Source organism: Nocardia sp. NRRL S-836, assembly GCF_001279525.1.
Classification (GTDB): domain Bacteria; phylum Actinomycetota; class Actinomycetes; order Mycobacteriales; family Pseudonocardiaceae; genus Lentzea.
This window is the reverse complement of sequence record NZ_LGDY01000092.1, coordinates 238137-251080: the sequence shown is the minus strand read 5'-3', so window position 1 is coordinate 251080 and position 12944 is coordinate 238137. Positions and strand designations below refer to the sequence as shown.

The window sequence follows — 12944 nt, the reverse complement described above, 5'->3', positions numbered from 1 at the left end:
GCTGGCGAGCACCACCACGGCGGCCGGGCGGCCTTCGTGTTCCATGACGAACGAGAGTCGGCCGAAAGGGCGGTCGTAGGGCCTGCCTGCCGGGTGTTCTGGTGTGGGCAGGTGGAGCGGGTGGCGCCAGTCGATCAGGTGCGTCTGCGCCTCCTGCAGCGGCACTTCATAGAACGCCACCAGCGGTGACCAGCGCAGCGCGAGTTGCCGGATCACGGTTCCTCCGTCTCGAGCGTTTCGGGCAGTGCGCGGGCTGAGTGGACCGCGACTCGGCCGACGTCGAACACGCCTGCCTTGGCTTCCAGGTCCGACAGGACCGCGTGGACGTCGTCGGGCATCTCGGGCTGGTCGTTGTCGTCAGTGGGAAGCGGGAAGTCGTCGACGCGCAGCCCCCGGTGCTCGGGGTTGTCGGTGTCGAGGACGGCCTGGTAGACGTGGGCGACCTCCCACTGGACCACATTGCGGCTCACGGCCGATCCCCCTGCCATGCGAAGCCGGTGCGTTGCGCGCGTTCGACGGTGTAGCCGCGGATGGTGACCAGCAGCTGCTTGACGACCGCGTAGCGCAGCAGGTCGTGACCCAGCGGCAGAGTCACGCCCAGGTCCTCGCTGATTCCGAGGGTCTGCCGGTCGCGGATGTACAGGTCGGCCAGGACGCTGGTCGGCCGGTAGGCGCGGGCGGTGACCCAGACGAACGTTGCCTGTTCACGAAGGTGCGGGCACTGCATCAGCGACCAGGGGCGGCAGGTGTCGCACACCGGTGGGTGCGGCGTCTCGAACGGGCCGCAGTCCTTCGGGACGTCCTGCTCGGGCACCAGGAACGTCACCGGCCGCCCGGAGGGGAAGGGGTTGCCGCACACCTGGCAATGGCGGCCGACCATGCACTCCCGCTGGCGCAGGCCGTGGACCTGGGCCCAGAGCGGCTCGCCGACACCTGGGTTGTTCAGGCCGGAGAACCACAGCAGGCCAAACCCGTCGCGCTGCTCCAGCAGCACGCGGTCCGCGGCCAGTGCGGAGCCCTCGGTGTGCGCGATGGACAGGCGCTCCCTGCCGTCATCGCCGGTCAGGTAGGCGAAAGGCCGTTTCGTCAGGTCGATCTGCTCGCCGCTCCAGACGGTGAGGTAGGGAACGACCAGACCGCGCCAAGTGGGGCGGCCGGTGACGGAGTGCAGGCCGATATCGGTCATCCCTCCTCCCCCGGATCGGTGTCGGGCGAGACGGTGACGTAGCGGACATCGCGCTCGTCCACACTGATCACGTTGTCCTCGGTTTCCAGGAACTCCAGAGCGGCGTCGGCCGCGTCGGACAGGCGTGTGGAGTCGAAGGCGGGGAAGTCGGCGGGCGTCAGGCCCGCGAATCGCGGACGACTCGGGTCGATCTTTGCTCGGTACCGCAGGGGCGTCACCCACTCCACGTGGAAGGGCCGATGCGGCGTCTTGTCCGCCGTGCCCTGCTGCGCCTGCTGTTCGTGCTGCTCCTGCATGGTGCTTCCTCGGGTCGGGTTCTCGGGTCGGGTGATGCCGTGCGCGGCGGCGCCCATCAGGTGGCGGTTCGGGGTCATGGTGGAACTCGGCTTTTTCCCCTCTGTTGGGGAAGACGGGGCGCGGCAGCGTTCGGGAAACGGTGAGGGTGCACCGGTCGGTCCGCGGCCTGGGTCGGGGGCACACCACCGACCCGAGTCATTGAGGAGTGCGGCTCGCACGGGCGCATGGCGGACGGGCGGGGTTGATGCCCCGATCCCACACCGCGGTCCAGAGGAGTCCGGCGCCCCCGCAGTGTCCGCATCCGGGGTCGGCCCACGTCCACCACGCATGCTCGACCTTGCGGTACCGGGTGGTGGGGTGATCGCGGCGTCTGTCGCCATAAGACTCTCGGTGTGAGTGGTGTCGCAGGCAGACGGCTGCGCGGCGGACGCCGGCCCACCGTGGGCCGGCGTCCGCCGCCTCCCTGTGTCCTCGTTGCAGAAAACGAAAAGCCCGGTGAGCTTGGGACGGGGCTCAGTACAGGGGCACGGTGCCGCGAGAGGCCTGCTGCCGGATGAGCGGCTGGTCCCCCAGCCGACGCCAGCCGGTGTGGTCGACGGCGTAGAACCGGTCGCCGACTGCGACGACGTCACCGACCGACAGCGACCTGTTGCCGCGGCTGCGGTACTCCACGGCCCGCTCGTCCGGAGCACCGAGTTCGGGATCGGGGTCGATGTTGAACAGATCGAAGGCTCGGTCGAGAAGGACGTGATCGTCGAGGGCATCCTCGATGTAGAGGTAGACCTCGGTGACCGTAGAGCCCGGCTGGTAGCCGTTCAGCAGTGACGCGGACGCGTCGTTGTTGTGGAACACCCGGACTGGCACCGCCTCGATGGCGTCGGCGGTGGCCGCGATGGTGGTCATGAACCCTCCTGTGCTGGATGGACCCGGCCAGGCGCCGCCCTGAGAGGGTTTCAATGCGCCGTGCCGGGTCATACGTGCTTGTACTGACGAACCCACTGGTCAGCGAGAGGGAGCTAGCTGTGACCAGCTCGCCGGGGCAGAACGGCGGACTCGGCGGTCGCTCGCGCTGGCTGGTCGTGGCGACGAGGGGGATGACGTCACCGAACCGGTGGCCGCGGGACCGCTGGCGCTGGCGCTGGCGCTGGCCGCTGAGTATCAGTTGACGGGGCTCTGGTCGAGGTAGCTGCTCATGTGGACTCTCCCTGCGGCTGGCGACACGGTTGTGGAAGTGGGAAACGAAAGATGCCGGTCGTGCCGCTTCGCGGCACTCCCGGCATGATGTGGCTTGCGAGGGTGTTGTCAGGTCAGCTGCGCGCCGAGGAACTCGGTCGCCTTCGGTGCGAAGTCGCCGGGGTCATCGACGAAGCACGGTGCCGGGTCGTATGCGGAGCGTCGGTGCTCTTCTTCGATGTTGCGCATCAGCACAGCGGCTCGGGCGATGGCGACCGAGAGATCCTCGAACGACTCCTCGTGCTCGTTGACGACGTAGTCGAACCACCAGAGCACGAACTTGCCGTCCGCGTTTTGAACGATGATCACCGCGATCTCGTCGTGCGGGATCTTCATCAGCACCCTGCCGGGCGGTCCCATCCCGACCTCGTCGTTGACCTGCGCAACGGTCGTCTCGACCGGGCAGATCTCGTTGGCCTGCTTGGCCTGGTCACACACTGAGCCGTCACACCTCAAGACCGCGCCTCGTAGTAGTAGTTCTCGTTGATCGAATAGCCTTCTGACCGCAAGCAGCGCTCGGCGTACCACGGGGTGTAGGTCTCCAGCCATCGCACGGCGAACGAGCCGGGCAGCATGGGCACCGACACCGGCTTGCCGTAGCGTTCGACCTGGACGAGCCATCGAGGGGTCGGCTTCACCCATAGGCCCCGCCGGTCCTTGTAGATGCCGACGTACTCGTACGGCGGCTTGAACGAGATCCACGGCCGATCAAGATCCTCGCCCTCAAAGAGGAAGTCGTTGGGGCGCAGGAGTTCCACGCAGCCGTCGAGAATGCGCAAACGCCGCACCTCTCCGCAGATCTTGGCCACGAGTGGCTGCTTGTGTTCCAGGTCTGTCGACAAGACCATCTCGACGGTCTGTCCTACCGCGACGCGACGCCGCTTCACCGTCACGGCGATCCCTTCTCAGGAAGTGCTGTTTCCGTTGTTGAGCGTGGCTCGCCGTAGCCGTAGAAGATGTCGCCTGGCAAGCCGGTCCAGGTGATGGAGGCCGGGTTCAGCTCGGCACAGGCTTTGCGAGCGGCGGCATCCAGTGGCGCGGCGTTGAAGGTGTCGTCGTCGTACCGGCCGACCTCGGCGAGTCGGTCGAGTGTCGTGCCGCAGTAGAAGTGCGTGGCCTCGGGAAGGTGCGGGTCGGTGCACCAGAACCACTGCGTCCGACGGGACAGGAATACCATCTGGTCGTCGTCCCTGCCGGGATCGTCGTTGCCGACCTCGCGGTACTCACCGAAGTACTGAGCCTGGACTACCAGCCATGTCTCGCCCATCTCGTGCGGCAGAAGACGGGCGAACGTACGTTCGTAGGCGCTGGCGGTGAGCTGGAACTCGCCCGCCACATCGCCGACCGTGGTCGGCCCCAAGGGTTGAAGCTCGCTGTACACCGGCACCTCCATGTCCAGGACGCGAAAGAGCCTGTGACACCGGTCGGTGTCACAGGCTCTGAGGTGAGAATTGTTGTTGTGGCTGGGTTTCGCTGCACGGCCTCCGGCAGGGGCGGCTCGTATCCGCCTGCGGCGACTCCTCGGTTGGCGAAGCTCGTGCCAGCACGGCGTCGACGAACATGGCGGCCGACGCGACGGGCACAGGCTCGTCCTGTGCCGTGACGTAGTAGTCCCGGACGTCGTCTTCGGTCAGCGTTCGCCGTGATCGTTTCCGTCGAAGAGGTGCATCATGGCCATGACGTGGTCTTCCAGGTCACCTCGATCAGGGGCCGGGTAGCCGCACCGGCAGGTCAGGCCTGCTGGCAGGCCCGGTTAGGAACGTGCCGGACTGGTTTTCGAACGGCTTTGCATCGGTCGGCCCGGCGGGGGTGGCGGCGGAGGTGCCGCGCGTCCGAAATCCGAGGTCGACTGCGGTTCGGTATGCCTGCCTGGGGCGCAACACGATCGATGAAATTGCGCTTCGCCTCGTTGCTCCCAGCAGCGGTATGGCGGCACCAGCGTTGGGTGAGGTGACGACCAGCGCCGGATAGGCGCACCGTTGAACCACAGTCGCGCCGATGGCGTCATTGATCAGCACGGCCAGGTGCTCGGCTTTGGTGTTGCCGTGAGACAACGCGACCACGTCAGACGTGCCGCCGAGGGAGACGGGAACGAGGTAGTCAGAGCCCTCGTGCAAAAACGAACGCCGCTTCTTGCCGACGACGGAACGCGTCGACCGCCCACCGGTGGATCTGAGTGCCATGGCTCGACCGCCACGGCACGGAAGGATCTACCTGGTTGCTCCACGTCGCCGCGGTCGCTCGCTCCGAGCGCGCGTCGCTCAGGTAGCGGCGGGCGGCGGTGAGCGTGTCGTCGATCGGCTTGAGTTCGCGCTCGACCTGGCCGACGTTGCCGGCCGCTGCCGCATCTGCTGCGGCTCGCGCCTGCCGCATAGCCGTCAGCAGGTATTGCACGACCTTGAACAGCCGCTCGTTGGCGTCCCGCGCGTGGTGCCCGATGCACCGCTCGGCTTGTGCGGACGGCGGTGCGAGACGCGCGATGGGCCATCCGCGTGCCTGCTCGTCGTCGTAGCTGGTGCCGTCGGTCGAGGCCCACGACAGGCTGCTGTCGATCTGCGGCATGTACTGCGCGAGGTGCCCGTCAGGCTGCTGCCGGATGTGACGGGTGTCGTTCATCAGGCTTCGAGTCCTCCGTGTCGAGCGGGACCGTCGGGCTTGCCGTAGGTGATGAATCCGAGGCCGGACACGTAGCGCCAGTGCCGTCCGGGGCTGGTGCACGCGCAGGCCTGCTCGACCGCCTGCAGCACCTCCTCGGACATCGGGCGGTCGTCACCCAGCGCGGTCTGCACCCACGCTGGGATGCCGACCTTTGTCCAGCCGCCGAGCTGTCGCACCGCCGCGAGCGCGGCGCGCTGCTTCTGCCTGTAGTAGAACGTGCCCGGCCTGTCCCACTCCACAGCGGTCACCAGTGCGCGCACCCACCGCGCTGCAGTCACGGTGTCCACCGGCGCGTCGGCCGGGGGCACGATTTCCGCCTGATACGCGGCCGAGGCCAGCGCCAGAGCCTGAAACGGCCTCAGCGCGCCCCAGTCCCCCAGCGCAGTCGGCGGCTCCTGCCAGACCGCGCAGCTCAGCGCGATCACGTCCTCCCGCGAAGCATTGAGCCGGCCGTAGCCGCGGATGACGCGACTCAGCACCGACTCGAACTCGAAGCGTGTCGCATCCTTGTCGTAGCCGTGGAAGTGTCCGCACCAGGCCATCCAGTCGTCGAACGTACGGGGGTAGCCCACGCGGTTTCACCATCCCTCGGGTCGTGAGACTTCGTTGAGTCCGATGCGGTGCAGTTCCCCGCTCTCGCGGTCGTGGACGTGCACCGTCGTGTCTCCGGAGCCGGGACCGATCAACATCCCGAGCATCGCGGCGACTGCCTCGCGCGGCGTGTTGACCTCGCCATCGCTGGTACGCGGGTCCCATCCGGCGGTCAGCACGGCGACGAACCTCTCACGGCCGGCAGACGGCGCGTACAGGGCGACGTCGTCCCACCTGGGGAAGCTGGCCAGCAGGCGACCGCCGTGGGAATTCGGCCTAGCGCGGCCAGCCGCGATGTCGATCATGTCCACGATCGCCGTCGTGGTCTCGTCGTCAGCCCCGTCGAGCAGCCGCTCCATCGTCCCGCCGCGCACGGTCATGCTCGCGACGAACCGCAGCACCTCGACCAGGGCGCGGCCGTGCAGTTCTTCCAGCGCTTCCGCGACGCCGCCGATGCCGGCGAACCAGTTGCGCAGCTGCCCGAAGTGGATGCGAGGCTGGTCAGTGCCGAGGTCGATCATCGCGATGCGCTGAAACTCCGGGTCGTTGACCCAATAGCCGCGACGGAACGTGGCCAGGCCGTACGCCGCTGCCATCTCGTTCGGCTCGGCGTAGCACTTCGTGAGGCTGGTCAGAATCCGGATGGAGACGTCACCACTGTTCATGAGGCTTCCGTTTCGTAGTCAGAGGTTGGTGTGCCACGCGGTGGCACCGACCTCGGTAAGCGGGTAGTCGCGGCTGTCGGTGGATCGCTCGCACAGGCACGCGAACACCGCGCGGGCCTCACCGGTGAGCACTGCGACCTGGCAGCCGTCGACCTCGTACACGGCGTGCACCTCCGCGCGATCTCCGTCGGCGGCCTCTCCGAACACCGCGCTGCCGATGGCCTGGCGCAGGTCCGCCGGAACGTCGACACGAGGCTTGCCGGTCGAAGCGGGCTGACCGAACGCAACGGCCATCATGGACACGATCAGCGGGGCGTTGTCCTCGTTGGCGCTGGCGGCCAGCCGACACGGCGGCGTGCGCGGGTCGGTCAGGTTGACCACGAGCAGCAGGAACTCGACGGCAGCGCGACCGTGGTCGATGTCCAGGTGCTCCAGCATGTCGGCCTGGTCGAGCCTGCGCTTGAGTGCCAGGAACTTCACGCGCGGCGCGGGGGTGTCGGCGCGCTCAACTGCCGCGGCCCGGAACTGGCGTCCTTTAGCCATGCCCGCGGTCGAACCCGATGAGGCTCATGACGGCGGCGCGCTGGTTGAGCCTGGCGTAGTTCGGCAGGGTCGCGGCAGTGCGCTCGATGATGGTGTCCGACGCGGTCATCAGGCTTGCCTTTCGGCGTGACACTGACGTCCAGGTAGGACCGACCGGTCGGGGTGAGATGTAGGGGCTGCATCTGCCCTGATGTCCAGGGTGACCGCGGGCTACTTGCGGTGCATCGTGTAGGTCTCGCCGTTGAGGCGGAGCACCAGCTCGTACTCCCCGCCGGGACCCACCAGCGCCTCGGGCGACTCGGCGCCCCACTCCATGTCGATGACGTAGCGGCCGTCGGCGTCCACGAACACCGCGACGTCGAACCCGGCGACGATCATGGATGCCTTGTCGACGTGGCCTTCGGCGCTGCGCGTGGCGGGCTCGAACCTGGTCGCGAGGTTCAGCAAGTCGATCTCGCTCTGCTTCACAGGGCTGCCTTTCCCTCGCTGGTTCGTGTCTTGCGGGTGCCTGTGGTGCGCCGTCGCGAGTGGTCCTTGCGTACTTGCTTCTGAGAGTGGGTCAGCTGCCACCACAGGTGAGTGCGCAGTGAGTGCATGGACTGGTGGGGGAAGCCGCGTCGCCCGTGCTCGGCTTCCACACGGGCCATCACCTCGACCACGAGGTCGTAGGCCTCCACGGGAGCCATGGCGAAGCTGATTCGCGTGTGCTCGGAGTTGATCCGCGCGAACTCCACGAGCTGTGCTTCGTGATCCTGCAGCGACCCCTGCAAGGCTCGTGCGCTTTGTGTGGTGGCGTCCTGGACGGTCTTGGTCATCGGGCTCCGCTTACTGCTCAGTGGCATTGAGCAGGCCTGCCAGGCGGGTTGCGGCGCGCAGCTTGGCGCTCTGAACCAGTGCCGCCGCCGGGTCGACTTCGGAGGTGACCAGGTGGTAGGCCAGCAGCGCGGTCAGGCCGTACTGGATCTCGGGCCACATGGCCTGGCCCGGCTCGGCGTACATGTCGGACAGCTCGTCGGCCATCCGCGCCGCCTCTCCGGTGACGATCGCGTAGCTGACGTCGACGGGCATCCGGGTCGGCCGGGGCGTGCCGTACCAGTCGCGGGTGTAGTCGCCGTTCTCGCAGGCGTGGCGGGTGGACTCGAAGAAGTCCGCGGCGATGCGGCGCAGCGTGTCGTACGCGTCGCCGCGGCGGGACTGCGGCAGCACCTGCGGCAGCGGCGGGCGCTGGTACGCCTCCGGCAGGAGCTCGTGCAGCATGGCCAGGCCGAATCGGTCGGGCAGGTGTTTGATCAGCTTCAGGGGTGGGTCCTTTGCGGTGGGCGGAGAGGGGTGCGGAAACAGCGCGCTGGCCGCCCGTCGGGGTGCGTCCAGCGCTGGTAGGGCTTGATGCGGGTGCGGTGTGTCGGTCTAGCTGCGACGTGCCGCCCAGTTCTCGATGGCGGCGAAGACGGCGTCGTTGGTCACCGCGTAGGCAGCCTCGCTGTCGTACAGGTCCTCGCGGCGCAGCCCGCGCGCCACCCGGCTTGCGACGACATCGCCGGTGGCGTCGGACACGGACGCGGTGGTGCTGTAGTAGCTCCACTCGCCGCGCCGGAACTGGGCCAGGCCGGCGGGACTGAGCCCGTTCGGGTCGGTCTCGATGTCGTGGGCGAAGGTCAGGTGCACGGTGTCGTCGCAGTCGGCAGGTAGCGCCACGCCGTACCACAGGCGCAGCGTGAACTCGTCGAGCTCGATCGGGCTTGGCGGGACCTGCGGCCAGCGAGGCAGGTCCAGGTCCGGATGCCGAGGCGTGATCTTCAGCTGTTTGAAAGCGTCCATCACGAAGTCGTGCACCGCGCGGCGCATACCGTCGGCGGCCTCGATGTCCTCCAGGCACACACCTTCCACCTGCGTCATCGCGATTTTTCGACGGGTGGGCGGGTGGAAGAATCGCCAACAGGCCTTGTGGAAGTGCCAGTCGCCACGCTTGAACGCCTCGATCTCGTCGGCCGAGTACGAGCCGGAGGGATGTGCGTCGTGGTCGAGGTGGAAGCACGCGAGCACACGCCACGACGCGCTTTCGGGCGGCAGCAGGACGCCGAATTCAAGCAGCCGCTCGGTGTAGTCGACCGGCTACGGTCGTCGCTGGGCTGCACGTCAGGTTGTTCTCACGGGCAGTGACCACGATCCCCCGGTGACAGGCGCTGACGAGGCTCACCGACCGGGGTTCGTGACTAACAGTGACAGAACGTGACTATTCGCTCGTGACCGGGGCGTCGGGGTTGCGCCAGGCCGCCGGAAGCACGCCCGTGTCACGGATGTGGTGCAGCAGCCGGAGCACCGCGTCGCTCTCGTAGGTGCGCTCGTAGTCCTCCACGGACCAGCGCGCTTTCTCGACCTCGCGGTCGTCCTTGCCGTAGTTCTCCAGCTCGTCGAGCACCGCGCGGCGACGCGCGGCTTCCTGCTGGTGTCCGGTCATGACTTCGAGTAGCCGGTCGGCTTCCTGCTGTGCGTCGAGGGGGCCGTCGTGCGTCCGCGCGAGCCCGACGGTGTTGCGCTGCGGTACTCCGCCGAGAACGTCTTCGCGCTGCTGTTCGGGGGTCACGAGCACGGTGGTCGGCTTGCCGCCGGTGTGCTGGTCCGCGACGTATACGTGCAGCTCGGTCTCGTGGTAAGGAGCGGCGCGCAGGACCGTCAGCATGATTCGCGCGGCTTCCGCGGGCGAGGTGGTCATGATGTCGTCGATGGTGACGGTGGCGGAGTATGCGGCGGGCTGGTCGTCGGCGGGCGTATCAGTGGTCATCAGGCTCCAGTGCGGGTGGCGCCGTGGTGGCGGCGGTGGGCGTCGAGCCAGGCGATCAGGTGGTCGACGTGCAGGTGGACGTCGAGGGCGTGAGGCGGCTCGATGCGGGTGAAGCAGAGCTGCTGGAGCGGGGCGGTGCCGTCTTCGAGTTCGTGGCAGTAGGTGAGCGAGTAGTGCGAGCGCAGCAGGTGGGGCGCGACGTAGGGGTGGTGTTCGAGCTCGGAGACAACGGAGTAGCTTCCGGCCGCGTCGTCGTGCCAGCCGACGTAGAGGTCCGTGCCCCGGTTGTTGGTGATCCAGAGTTCGTCGGAACGTGCGGTGACGCGGGCGGTGAACTCGGTGAGAAACGCGGCTTTGCGTGGCTCGGAGATGCGGTGGTAGCGGCTGCGGGAGGTGCCGCAGGGTGGGGACCAGTCGCAGTCGCCCATCATGCGATCTTTGTCGCCCTGGAGCTGGAAGGCGGACGGCCAACTGCTGTCGTAGATGCTCATTGGGTGGTGTCCTGCTTCCGGTCGAGGGGGTCGGCGAGGGTGAGCGCGGTGTCAGGATGGTCGTGGTGGTCGGTGCTGTGCAGCTCGGCGTCGGCCGCCAGGGCGAGGCTGACGCAGTGCTGGCACCGCTCATCGCCGCACAGGCCACCGATGGTGCCGTTCGTGCACGCGTCGGGCTGTGGGCCGTCGAGCCAGGCTTTGAGGTCGCGGAGGGCGTCGAAGGGGTGGTAGCCCGGGTTGGCTTCCCCTGCTCCCTGGTGTTCTGCCTCGCCGCGCAGTTCCTCGTAATCGGCTTTGTCCTTCTCCCAGTACTCGTCGATCAGCATTCGGATGGCGTTGACGATGGTGTCGTCGGCGATGCGGGGAGTGGCGATCGGCTGGGGCGGCGTCATGGTGTCCTCGTGTGAGCTGGGGCGCGTGGTGCGGCCTGGTGGCCGGGGCCGGGGTGGAGGCTGACGTTGCCCTTGTACTCGTCGCCGGCCTCGTCGGGCACAGGATGGTGGTGGTGCCGCCGTCGGTGCGGATGGGACCGGTGTGGCTGGGGGTGGTGTAGCCGAGGCGGTGGGCTCGTTCGCGAGGCATGGGTCTTTCCGCGATGGGGCAGGGATCAGTGGGTGTGGTCGAGCAGGGTGTCGAAGTGCCGGTCGGGTTCGGTCTTGGTGGTCATGAGGTTGATGACGGTGCCGAACTTGTCTGGTCGGGGTTTTGCGGTGTGCAGGTGCTTGGTGGTGATGCCGGGGAAGGTGAGTTCGCGGATGGTGCCGTCGAGGAAGAGGACTTCGCCGGTGTCGGTGAGGGCGTAGGCACCGTGGTGTTCGCGGGCGAGGAAGAGCACGCCGGTGGCCGCGGCCTTCTCACTGGGGGTGAGGTGCTGGTCGAGCACGGCGCGGACGTAGTCGGCGGGGGTTTCAGGCTCGGGGATGCCGAAGATGGCGTGGATGGACTTCTTGGCGTGGTAGAGGTCCGGGTTGATGTCGTTGGTGCGTAGGTCGATGGCCAGGCCGAAGGTGGCGCCGCGTGCGCCGAAGGCGGCGCCGAAGTATTTCTCGCTGGTGTCGCCGAAGTCGATGTCGACGGTGCCGCCGTCGGCGAGCAGGACCTCGCCGGTGGTGGCGAGGAGGTAGCCGTTGTCCCACTCCGCGGTCAGGAACAGCACGCCGATGACGTCGGCGTGCTCGCGGTCGTCGGTGGTGAACTCGGCGGCGATGGTCTTGTGCAGGTGGGTGAGGAACGCGGTGTCGGCGCGGGCGGCGGCAGCGTTGCGCAGGGCGTCGGCGATGCGCTGCTGAATGGCGGGGTCGAGCTGGGCGACCCCGGCGGCGATGCTGTCGGTGCTGCTGTGGTCGAGCGTGATGCGGGCGTGTGCGGTGCCGACCTGGGGGACGCCGTTGATCTCGGCGACGTGGGCGTGAGCGGGGTGGGTGGACAGCTCGGCGAGGATGACGGCCCTGCCGTCGCGGACGTGGGTGTGGTCGATGGTGACGGCCTGGTGGCCGCGCCAGGCTTCGAGCGCGGCTTCTCGGGTGGGCGCGGTGGCCCGCAGGACGATAGTTGCGTCGCCGTGGATGGTGTACTCGCTGTCGCCGAACATGGGCTGGTCTCCCGGTGCGGTGGTGGGTGAGGCGGCTCAGAGCCCGGCGTCCGGGTCGTAGCAGTTAACGCACTTCTCCTCGTCCATGTTGTGAGGGTGCAGCGCGGCCCACTGGGCGAACCACTCGTAGGGAAACGCACGGGCGAGTGCGGTGGCGCTGCGGCGGCCGGCGCGGGCCAGGGTGCGGGGGAAGGCTTGGGCGATCTCGTCCCAGGCGGTGGTGACGATGCCGTCGTGCCAGGCCTGGCCGGGTCCGTCGCCGTTGGGTGCGAGCAGTCCGGCAACGGCGCAGCGGGCGTGGTAGCTGAGCTGGATGTCGTGGAATCCGTGCTCGTCAGGCTTGGGTGCCGCTGTAGTGGCGGTGTGTTCGGTGAAGACGTTGGAGCGGAAGCGGTGGGCGATGCCGGTGCGGGCGGCGTGGGTGAGGCGGATGGTGATCGGACCGTAGGCGCTGCGGAAGCAGCGCGTGCACAGCTCGTCAGGGGTGATGGGTAAGGGAGCGAGGGCGGCGCGCAGGTCGTTGATGCTGTCGGTGGGGCTGATGGTGATGGGTTCAGCGATGGTGAGGTGCTTGCCCTTGCCGCGGCAGGTGATTTGGTGGACGCCTCCCCACAGCACGGCGGTGTGGATCTTGCTGGCGCGGGTGGTGCGGCCGATCAGGCGCCGGTCCAGCTCGGCGTCGTCGATGTGTTCGTCGAGCACGCCGAGGATGCGGTCGGTCCACTGTCCGAGGTGCGAGTGGGTGGTGAGGTCGGTGTGCGGGTTCTCCGGCCCGGTGTGCGCGGTGGTCACAGTGTGGTCTCCTGGTTTTCACAAAGCACACAACAGTCCATATTGGACACAATTGGCTGTTCTGTTGTGGTAAAAGCATTCCGTGAAGGAAGTCGCCCCGCGTCGACGTGCTGAC

23 protein-coding genes are annotated in these 12944 nt (G+C 67.8%); 1 reads left to right on the top strand and 22 read right to left on the bottom strand.

From position 1 onward, the window contains the following. From ADL03_RS16030 to ADL03_RS15940, 20 genes are all read right to left on the bottom strand, one after another. A partial coding sequence (locus ADL03_RS16030; protein ID WP_053734259.1) for a hypothetical protein occupies nt 1-216 on the bottom strand: 216 nt, incomplete at its 3' end. After that, nucleotides 213-470, bottom strand: a complete 258-nt coding sequence (locus ADL03_RS16025) for a hypothetical protein (RefSeq protein ID WP_157528785.1) — start codon at nt 468-470, stop codon at nt 213-215. The genes ADL03_RS16030 and ADL03_RS16025, both read right to left, overlap by 4 nt. Beyond that, nucleotides 467-1186, bottom strand: coding sequence for a hypothetical protein (locus ADL03_RS16020; RefSeq protein WP_053734257.1), 720 nt, complete (start codon nt 1184-1186; stop codon nt 467-469). The genes ADL03_RS16025 and ADL03_RS16020 overlap by 4 nt, the downstream gene beginning before the upstream one ends. Then, the gene (locus ADL03_RS16015; protein WP_053734256.1) at nt 1183-1560 is read right to left on the bottom strand and encodes a hypothetical protein; all 378 of its coding nucleotides are present in this window, start codon (nt 1558-1560) and stop codon (nt 1183-1185) included. The genes ADL03_RS16020 and ADL03_RS16015 overlap by 4 nt, the downstream gene beginning before the upstream one ends. Before the next feature lie 436 nt (nt 1561-1996). Next, the gene (locus ADL03_RS16010) at nt 1997-2386 is read right to left on the bottom strand and encodes a hypothetical protein (protein ID WP_053734255.1); all 390 of its coding nucleotides are present in this window, start codon (nt 2384-2386) and stop codon (nt 1997-1999) included. Between the two features lie 399 nt (nt 2387-2785). Beyond that, nucleotides 2786-3154, bottom strand: coding sequence for a hypothetical protein (locus ADL03_RS16005; RefSeq protein WP_053734254.1), 369 nt, complete (start codon nt 3152-3154; stop codon nt 2786-2788). A 14-nt stretch (nt 3155-3168) separates the two neighbouring features. Continuing rightward, the gene (locus ADL03_RS16000; protein ID WP_053734253.1) at nt 3169-3609 is read right to left on the bottom strand and encodes a hypothetical protein; all 441 of its coding nucleotides are present in this window, start codon (nt 3607-3609) and stop codon (nt 3169-3171) included. Further along, the gene (locus ADL03_RS15995; RefSeq protein WP_053734252.1) at nt 3606-4109 is read right to left on the bottom strand and encodes a hypothetical protein; all 504 of its coding nucleotides are present in this window, start codon (nt 4107-4109) and stop codon (nt 3606-3608) included. The genes ADL03_RS16000 and ADL03_RS15995 overlap by 4 nt, the downstream gene beginning before the upstream one ends. 310 nt (nt 4110-4419) lie before the next feature. Continuing rightward, nucleotides 4420-4833 carry a hypothetical protein gene (locus tag ADL03_RS47080; RefSeq protein ID WP_157528783.1) on the bottom strand — a complete coding sequence of 138 codons (414 nt, stop codon included), beginning with the start codon at nt 4831-4833 and terminating at the stop codon, nt 4420-4422. Beyond that, nucleotides 4817-5332 carry a hypothetical protein gene (locus tag ADL03_RS15990; protein ID WP_053734251.1) on the bottom strand — a complete coding sequence of 172 codons (516 nt, stop codon included), beginning with the start codon at nt 5330-5332 and terminating at the stop codon, nt 4817-4819. Before ADL03_RS15990 ends, ADL03_RS47080 begins: the two co-directional genes overlap by 17 nt. Further along, nucleotides 5332-5946, bottom strand: a complete 615-nt coding sequence (locus tag ADL03_RS47075) for a hypothetical protein (RefSeq protein WP_053734250.1) — start codon at nt 5944-5946, stop codon at nt 5332-5334. Before ADL03_RS47075 ends, ADL03_RS15990 begins: the two co-directional genes overlap by 1 nt. A gap of 6 nt (nt 5947-5952) precedes the next feature. After that, nucleotides 5953-6561 carry a hypothetical protein gene (locus tag ADL03_RS15980; protein WP_157528781.1) on the bottom strand — a complete coding sequence of 203 codons (609 nt, stop codon included), beginning with the start codon at nt 6559-6561 and terminating at the stop codon, nt 5953-5955. A gap of 87 nt (nt 6562-6648) precedes the next feature. After that, nucleotides 6649-7173 carry a hypothetical protein gene (locus tag ADL03_RS15975; protein WP_157528779.1) on the bottom strand — a complete coding sequence of 175 codons (525 nt, stop codon included), beginning with the start codon at nt 7171-7173 and terminating at the stop codon, nt 6649-6651. A gap of 210 nt (nt 7174-7383) precedes the next feature. Beyond that, a complete protein-coding gene (locus tag ADL03_RS15970) occupies nt 7384-7641 on the bottom strand; it encodes a hypothetical protein (protein ID WP_053734247.1) in 258 nt (85 codons plus the stop codon). Further along, nucleotides 7638-7988, bottom strand: coding sequence for a hypothetical protein (locus ADL03_RS15965; RefSeq protein WP_053734246.1), 351 nt, complete (start codon nt 7986-7988; stop codon nt 7638-7640). Before ADL03_RS15965 ends, ADL03_RS15970 begins: the two co-directional genes overlap by 4 nt. A 10-nt stretch (nt 7989-7998) precedes the next feature. Then, nucleotides 7999-8430, bottom strand: coding sequence for a hypothetical protein (locus ADL03_RS15960; RefSeq protein WP_053734245.1), 432 nt, complete (start codon nt 8428-8430; stop codon nt 7999-8001). A 150-nt stretch (nt 8431-8580) separates the two neighbouring features. Next, entirely contained in the window at nt 8581-9216 is a 636-nt protein-coding gene (locus tag ADL03_RS15955) for a hypothetical protein (protein WP_053734244.1), read from the bottom strand. A 190-nt stretch (nt 9217-9406) separates the two neighbouring features. Further along, nucleotides 9407-9955 carry a hypothetical protein gene (locus tag ADL03_RS15950; RefSeq protein ID WP_053734243.1) on the bottom strand — a complete coding sequence of 183 codons (549 nt, stop codon included), beginning with the start codon at nt 9953-9955 and terminating at the stop codon, nt 9407-9409. Next, the gene (locus tag ADL03_RS15945) at nt 9955-10446 is read right to left on the bottom strand and encodes a hypothetical protein (protein WP_053734242.1); all 492 of its coding nucleotides are present in this window, start codon (nt 10444-10446) and stop codon (nt 9955-9957) included. The genes ADL03_RS15950 and ADL03_RS15945 overlap by 1 nt, the downstream gene beginning before the upstream one ends. After that, entirely contained in the window at nt 10443-10838 is a 396-nt protein-coding gene (locus tag ADL03_RS15940; RefSeq protein ID WP_053734241.1) for a hypothetical protein, read from the bottom strand. Before ADL03_RS15940 ends, ADL03_RS15945 begins: the two co-directional genes overlap by 4 nt. Nucleotides 10839-10849: 11 nt before the next feature. Here ADL03_RS15940 and ADL03_RS47070 point away from each other — a divergent pair, with 11 nt between their 5' ends. Continuing rightward, nucleotides 10850-10999 carry a hypothetical protein gene (locus tag ADL03_RS47070; protein ID WP_157528777.1) on the top strand — a complete coding sequence of 50 codons (150 nt, stop codon included), beginning with the start codon at nt 10850-10852 and terminating at the stop codon, nt 10997-10999. 54 nt (nt 11000-11053) lie between these two features. Here ADL03_RS47070 and ADL03_RS15935 read toward each other — a convergent pair whose 3' ends face one another. Beyond that, entirely contained in the window at nt 11054-12037 is a 984-nt protein-coding gene (locus tag ADL03_RS15935) for a hypothetical protein (protein WP_053734240.1), read from the bottom strand. A 36-nt stretch (nt 12038-12073) separates the two neighbouring features. Beyond that, complete coding sequence (locus tag ADL03_RS15930) at nt 12074-12829, bottom strand: hypothetical protein (protein WP_053734239.1); 756 nt, start codon at nt 12827-12829, stop codon at nt 12074-12076. Nucleotides 12830-12944: the final 115 nt, after the last annotated feature.

What these genes read in the sequence shown, in the direction of transcription:
- ADL03_RS16020 (WP_053734257.1), bottom strand. Translation starts at nt 1,186, where the DNA reads ATGACCGATATCGGCCTGCACTCCGTCACCGGCCGCCCCACTTGGCGC.
- ADL03_RS16015 (WP_053734256.1), bottom strand. Translation starts at nt 1,560, where the DNA reads ATGACCCCGAACCGCCACCTGATGGGCGCCGCCGCGCACGGCATCACC.
- ADL03_RS16010 (WP_053734255.1), bottom strand. Translation starts at nt 2,386, where the DNA reads ATGACCACCATCGCGGCCACCGCCGACGCCATCGAGGCGGTGCCAGTC.
- ADL03_RS15995 (WP_053734252.1), bottom strand. Translation starts at nt 4,109, where the DNA reads ATGGAGGTGCCGGTGTACAGCGAGCTTCAACCCTTGGGGCCGACCACG.
- ADL03_RS15990 (WP_053734251.1), bottom strand. Translation starts at nt 5,332, where the DNA reads ATGAACGACACCCGTCACATCCGGCAGCAGCCTGACGGGCACCTCGCG.
- ADL03_RS15980 (WP_157528781.1), bottom strand. Translation starts at nt 6,561, where the DNA reads ATGGCAGCGGCGTACGGCCTGGCCACGTTCCGTCGCGGCTATTGGGTC.
- ADL03_RS15975 (WP_157528779.1), bottom strand. Translation starts at nt 7,173, where the DNA reads ATGGCTAAAGGACGCCAGTTCCGGGCCGCGGCAGTTGAGCGCGCCGAC.
- ADL03_RS15965 (WP_053734246.1), bottom strand. Translation starts at nt 7,988, where the DNA reads ATGACCAAGACCGTCCAGGACGCCACCACACAAAGCGCACGAGCCTTG.
- ADL03_RS15960 (WP_053734245.1), bottom strand. Translation starts at nt 8,430, where the DNA reads ATGCTGCACGAGCTCCTGCCGGAGGCGTACCAGCGCCCGCCGCTGCCG.
- ADL03_RS15950 (WP_053734243.1), bottom strand. Translation starts at nt 9,955, where the DNA reads ATGACCACTGATACGCCCGCCGACGACCAGCCCGCCGCATACTCCGCC.
- ADL03_RS15945 (WP_053734242.1), bottom strand. Translation starts at nt 10,446, where the DNA reads ATGAGCATCTACGACAGCAGTTGGCCGTCCGCCTTCCAGCTCCAGGGC.
- ADL03_RS15940 (WP_053734241.1), bottom strand. Translation starts at nt 10,838, where the DNA reads ATGACGCCGCCCCAGCCGATCGCCACTCCCCGCATCGCCGACGACACC.
- ADL03_RS15935 (WP_053734240.1), bottom strand. Translation starts at nt 12,037, where the DNA reads ATGTTCGGCGACAGCGAGTACACCATCCACGGCGACGCAACTATCGTC.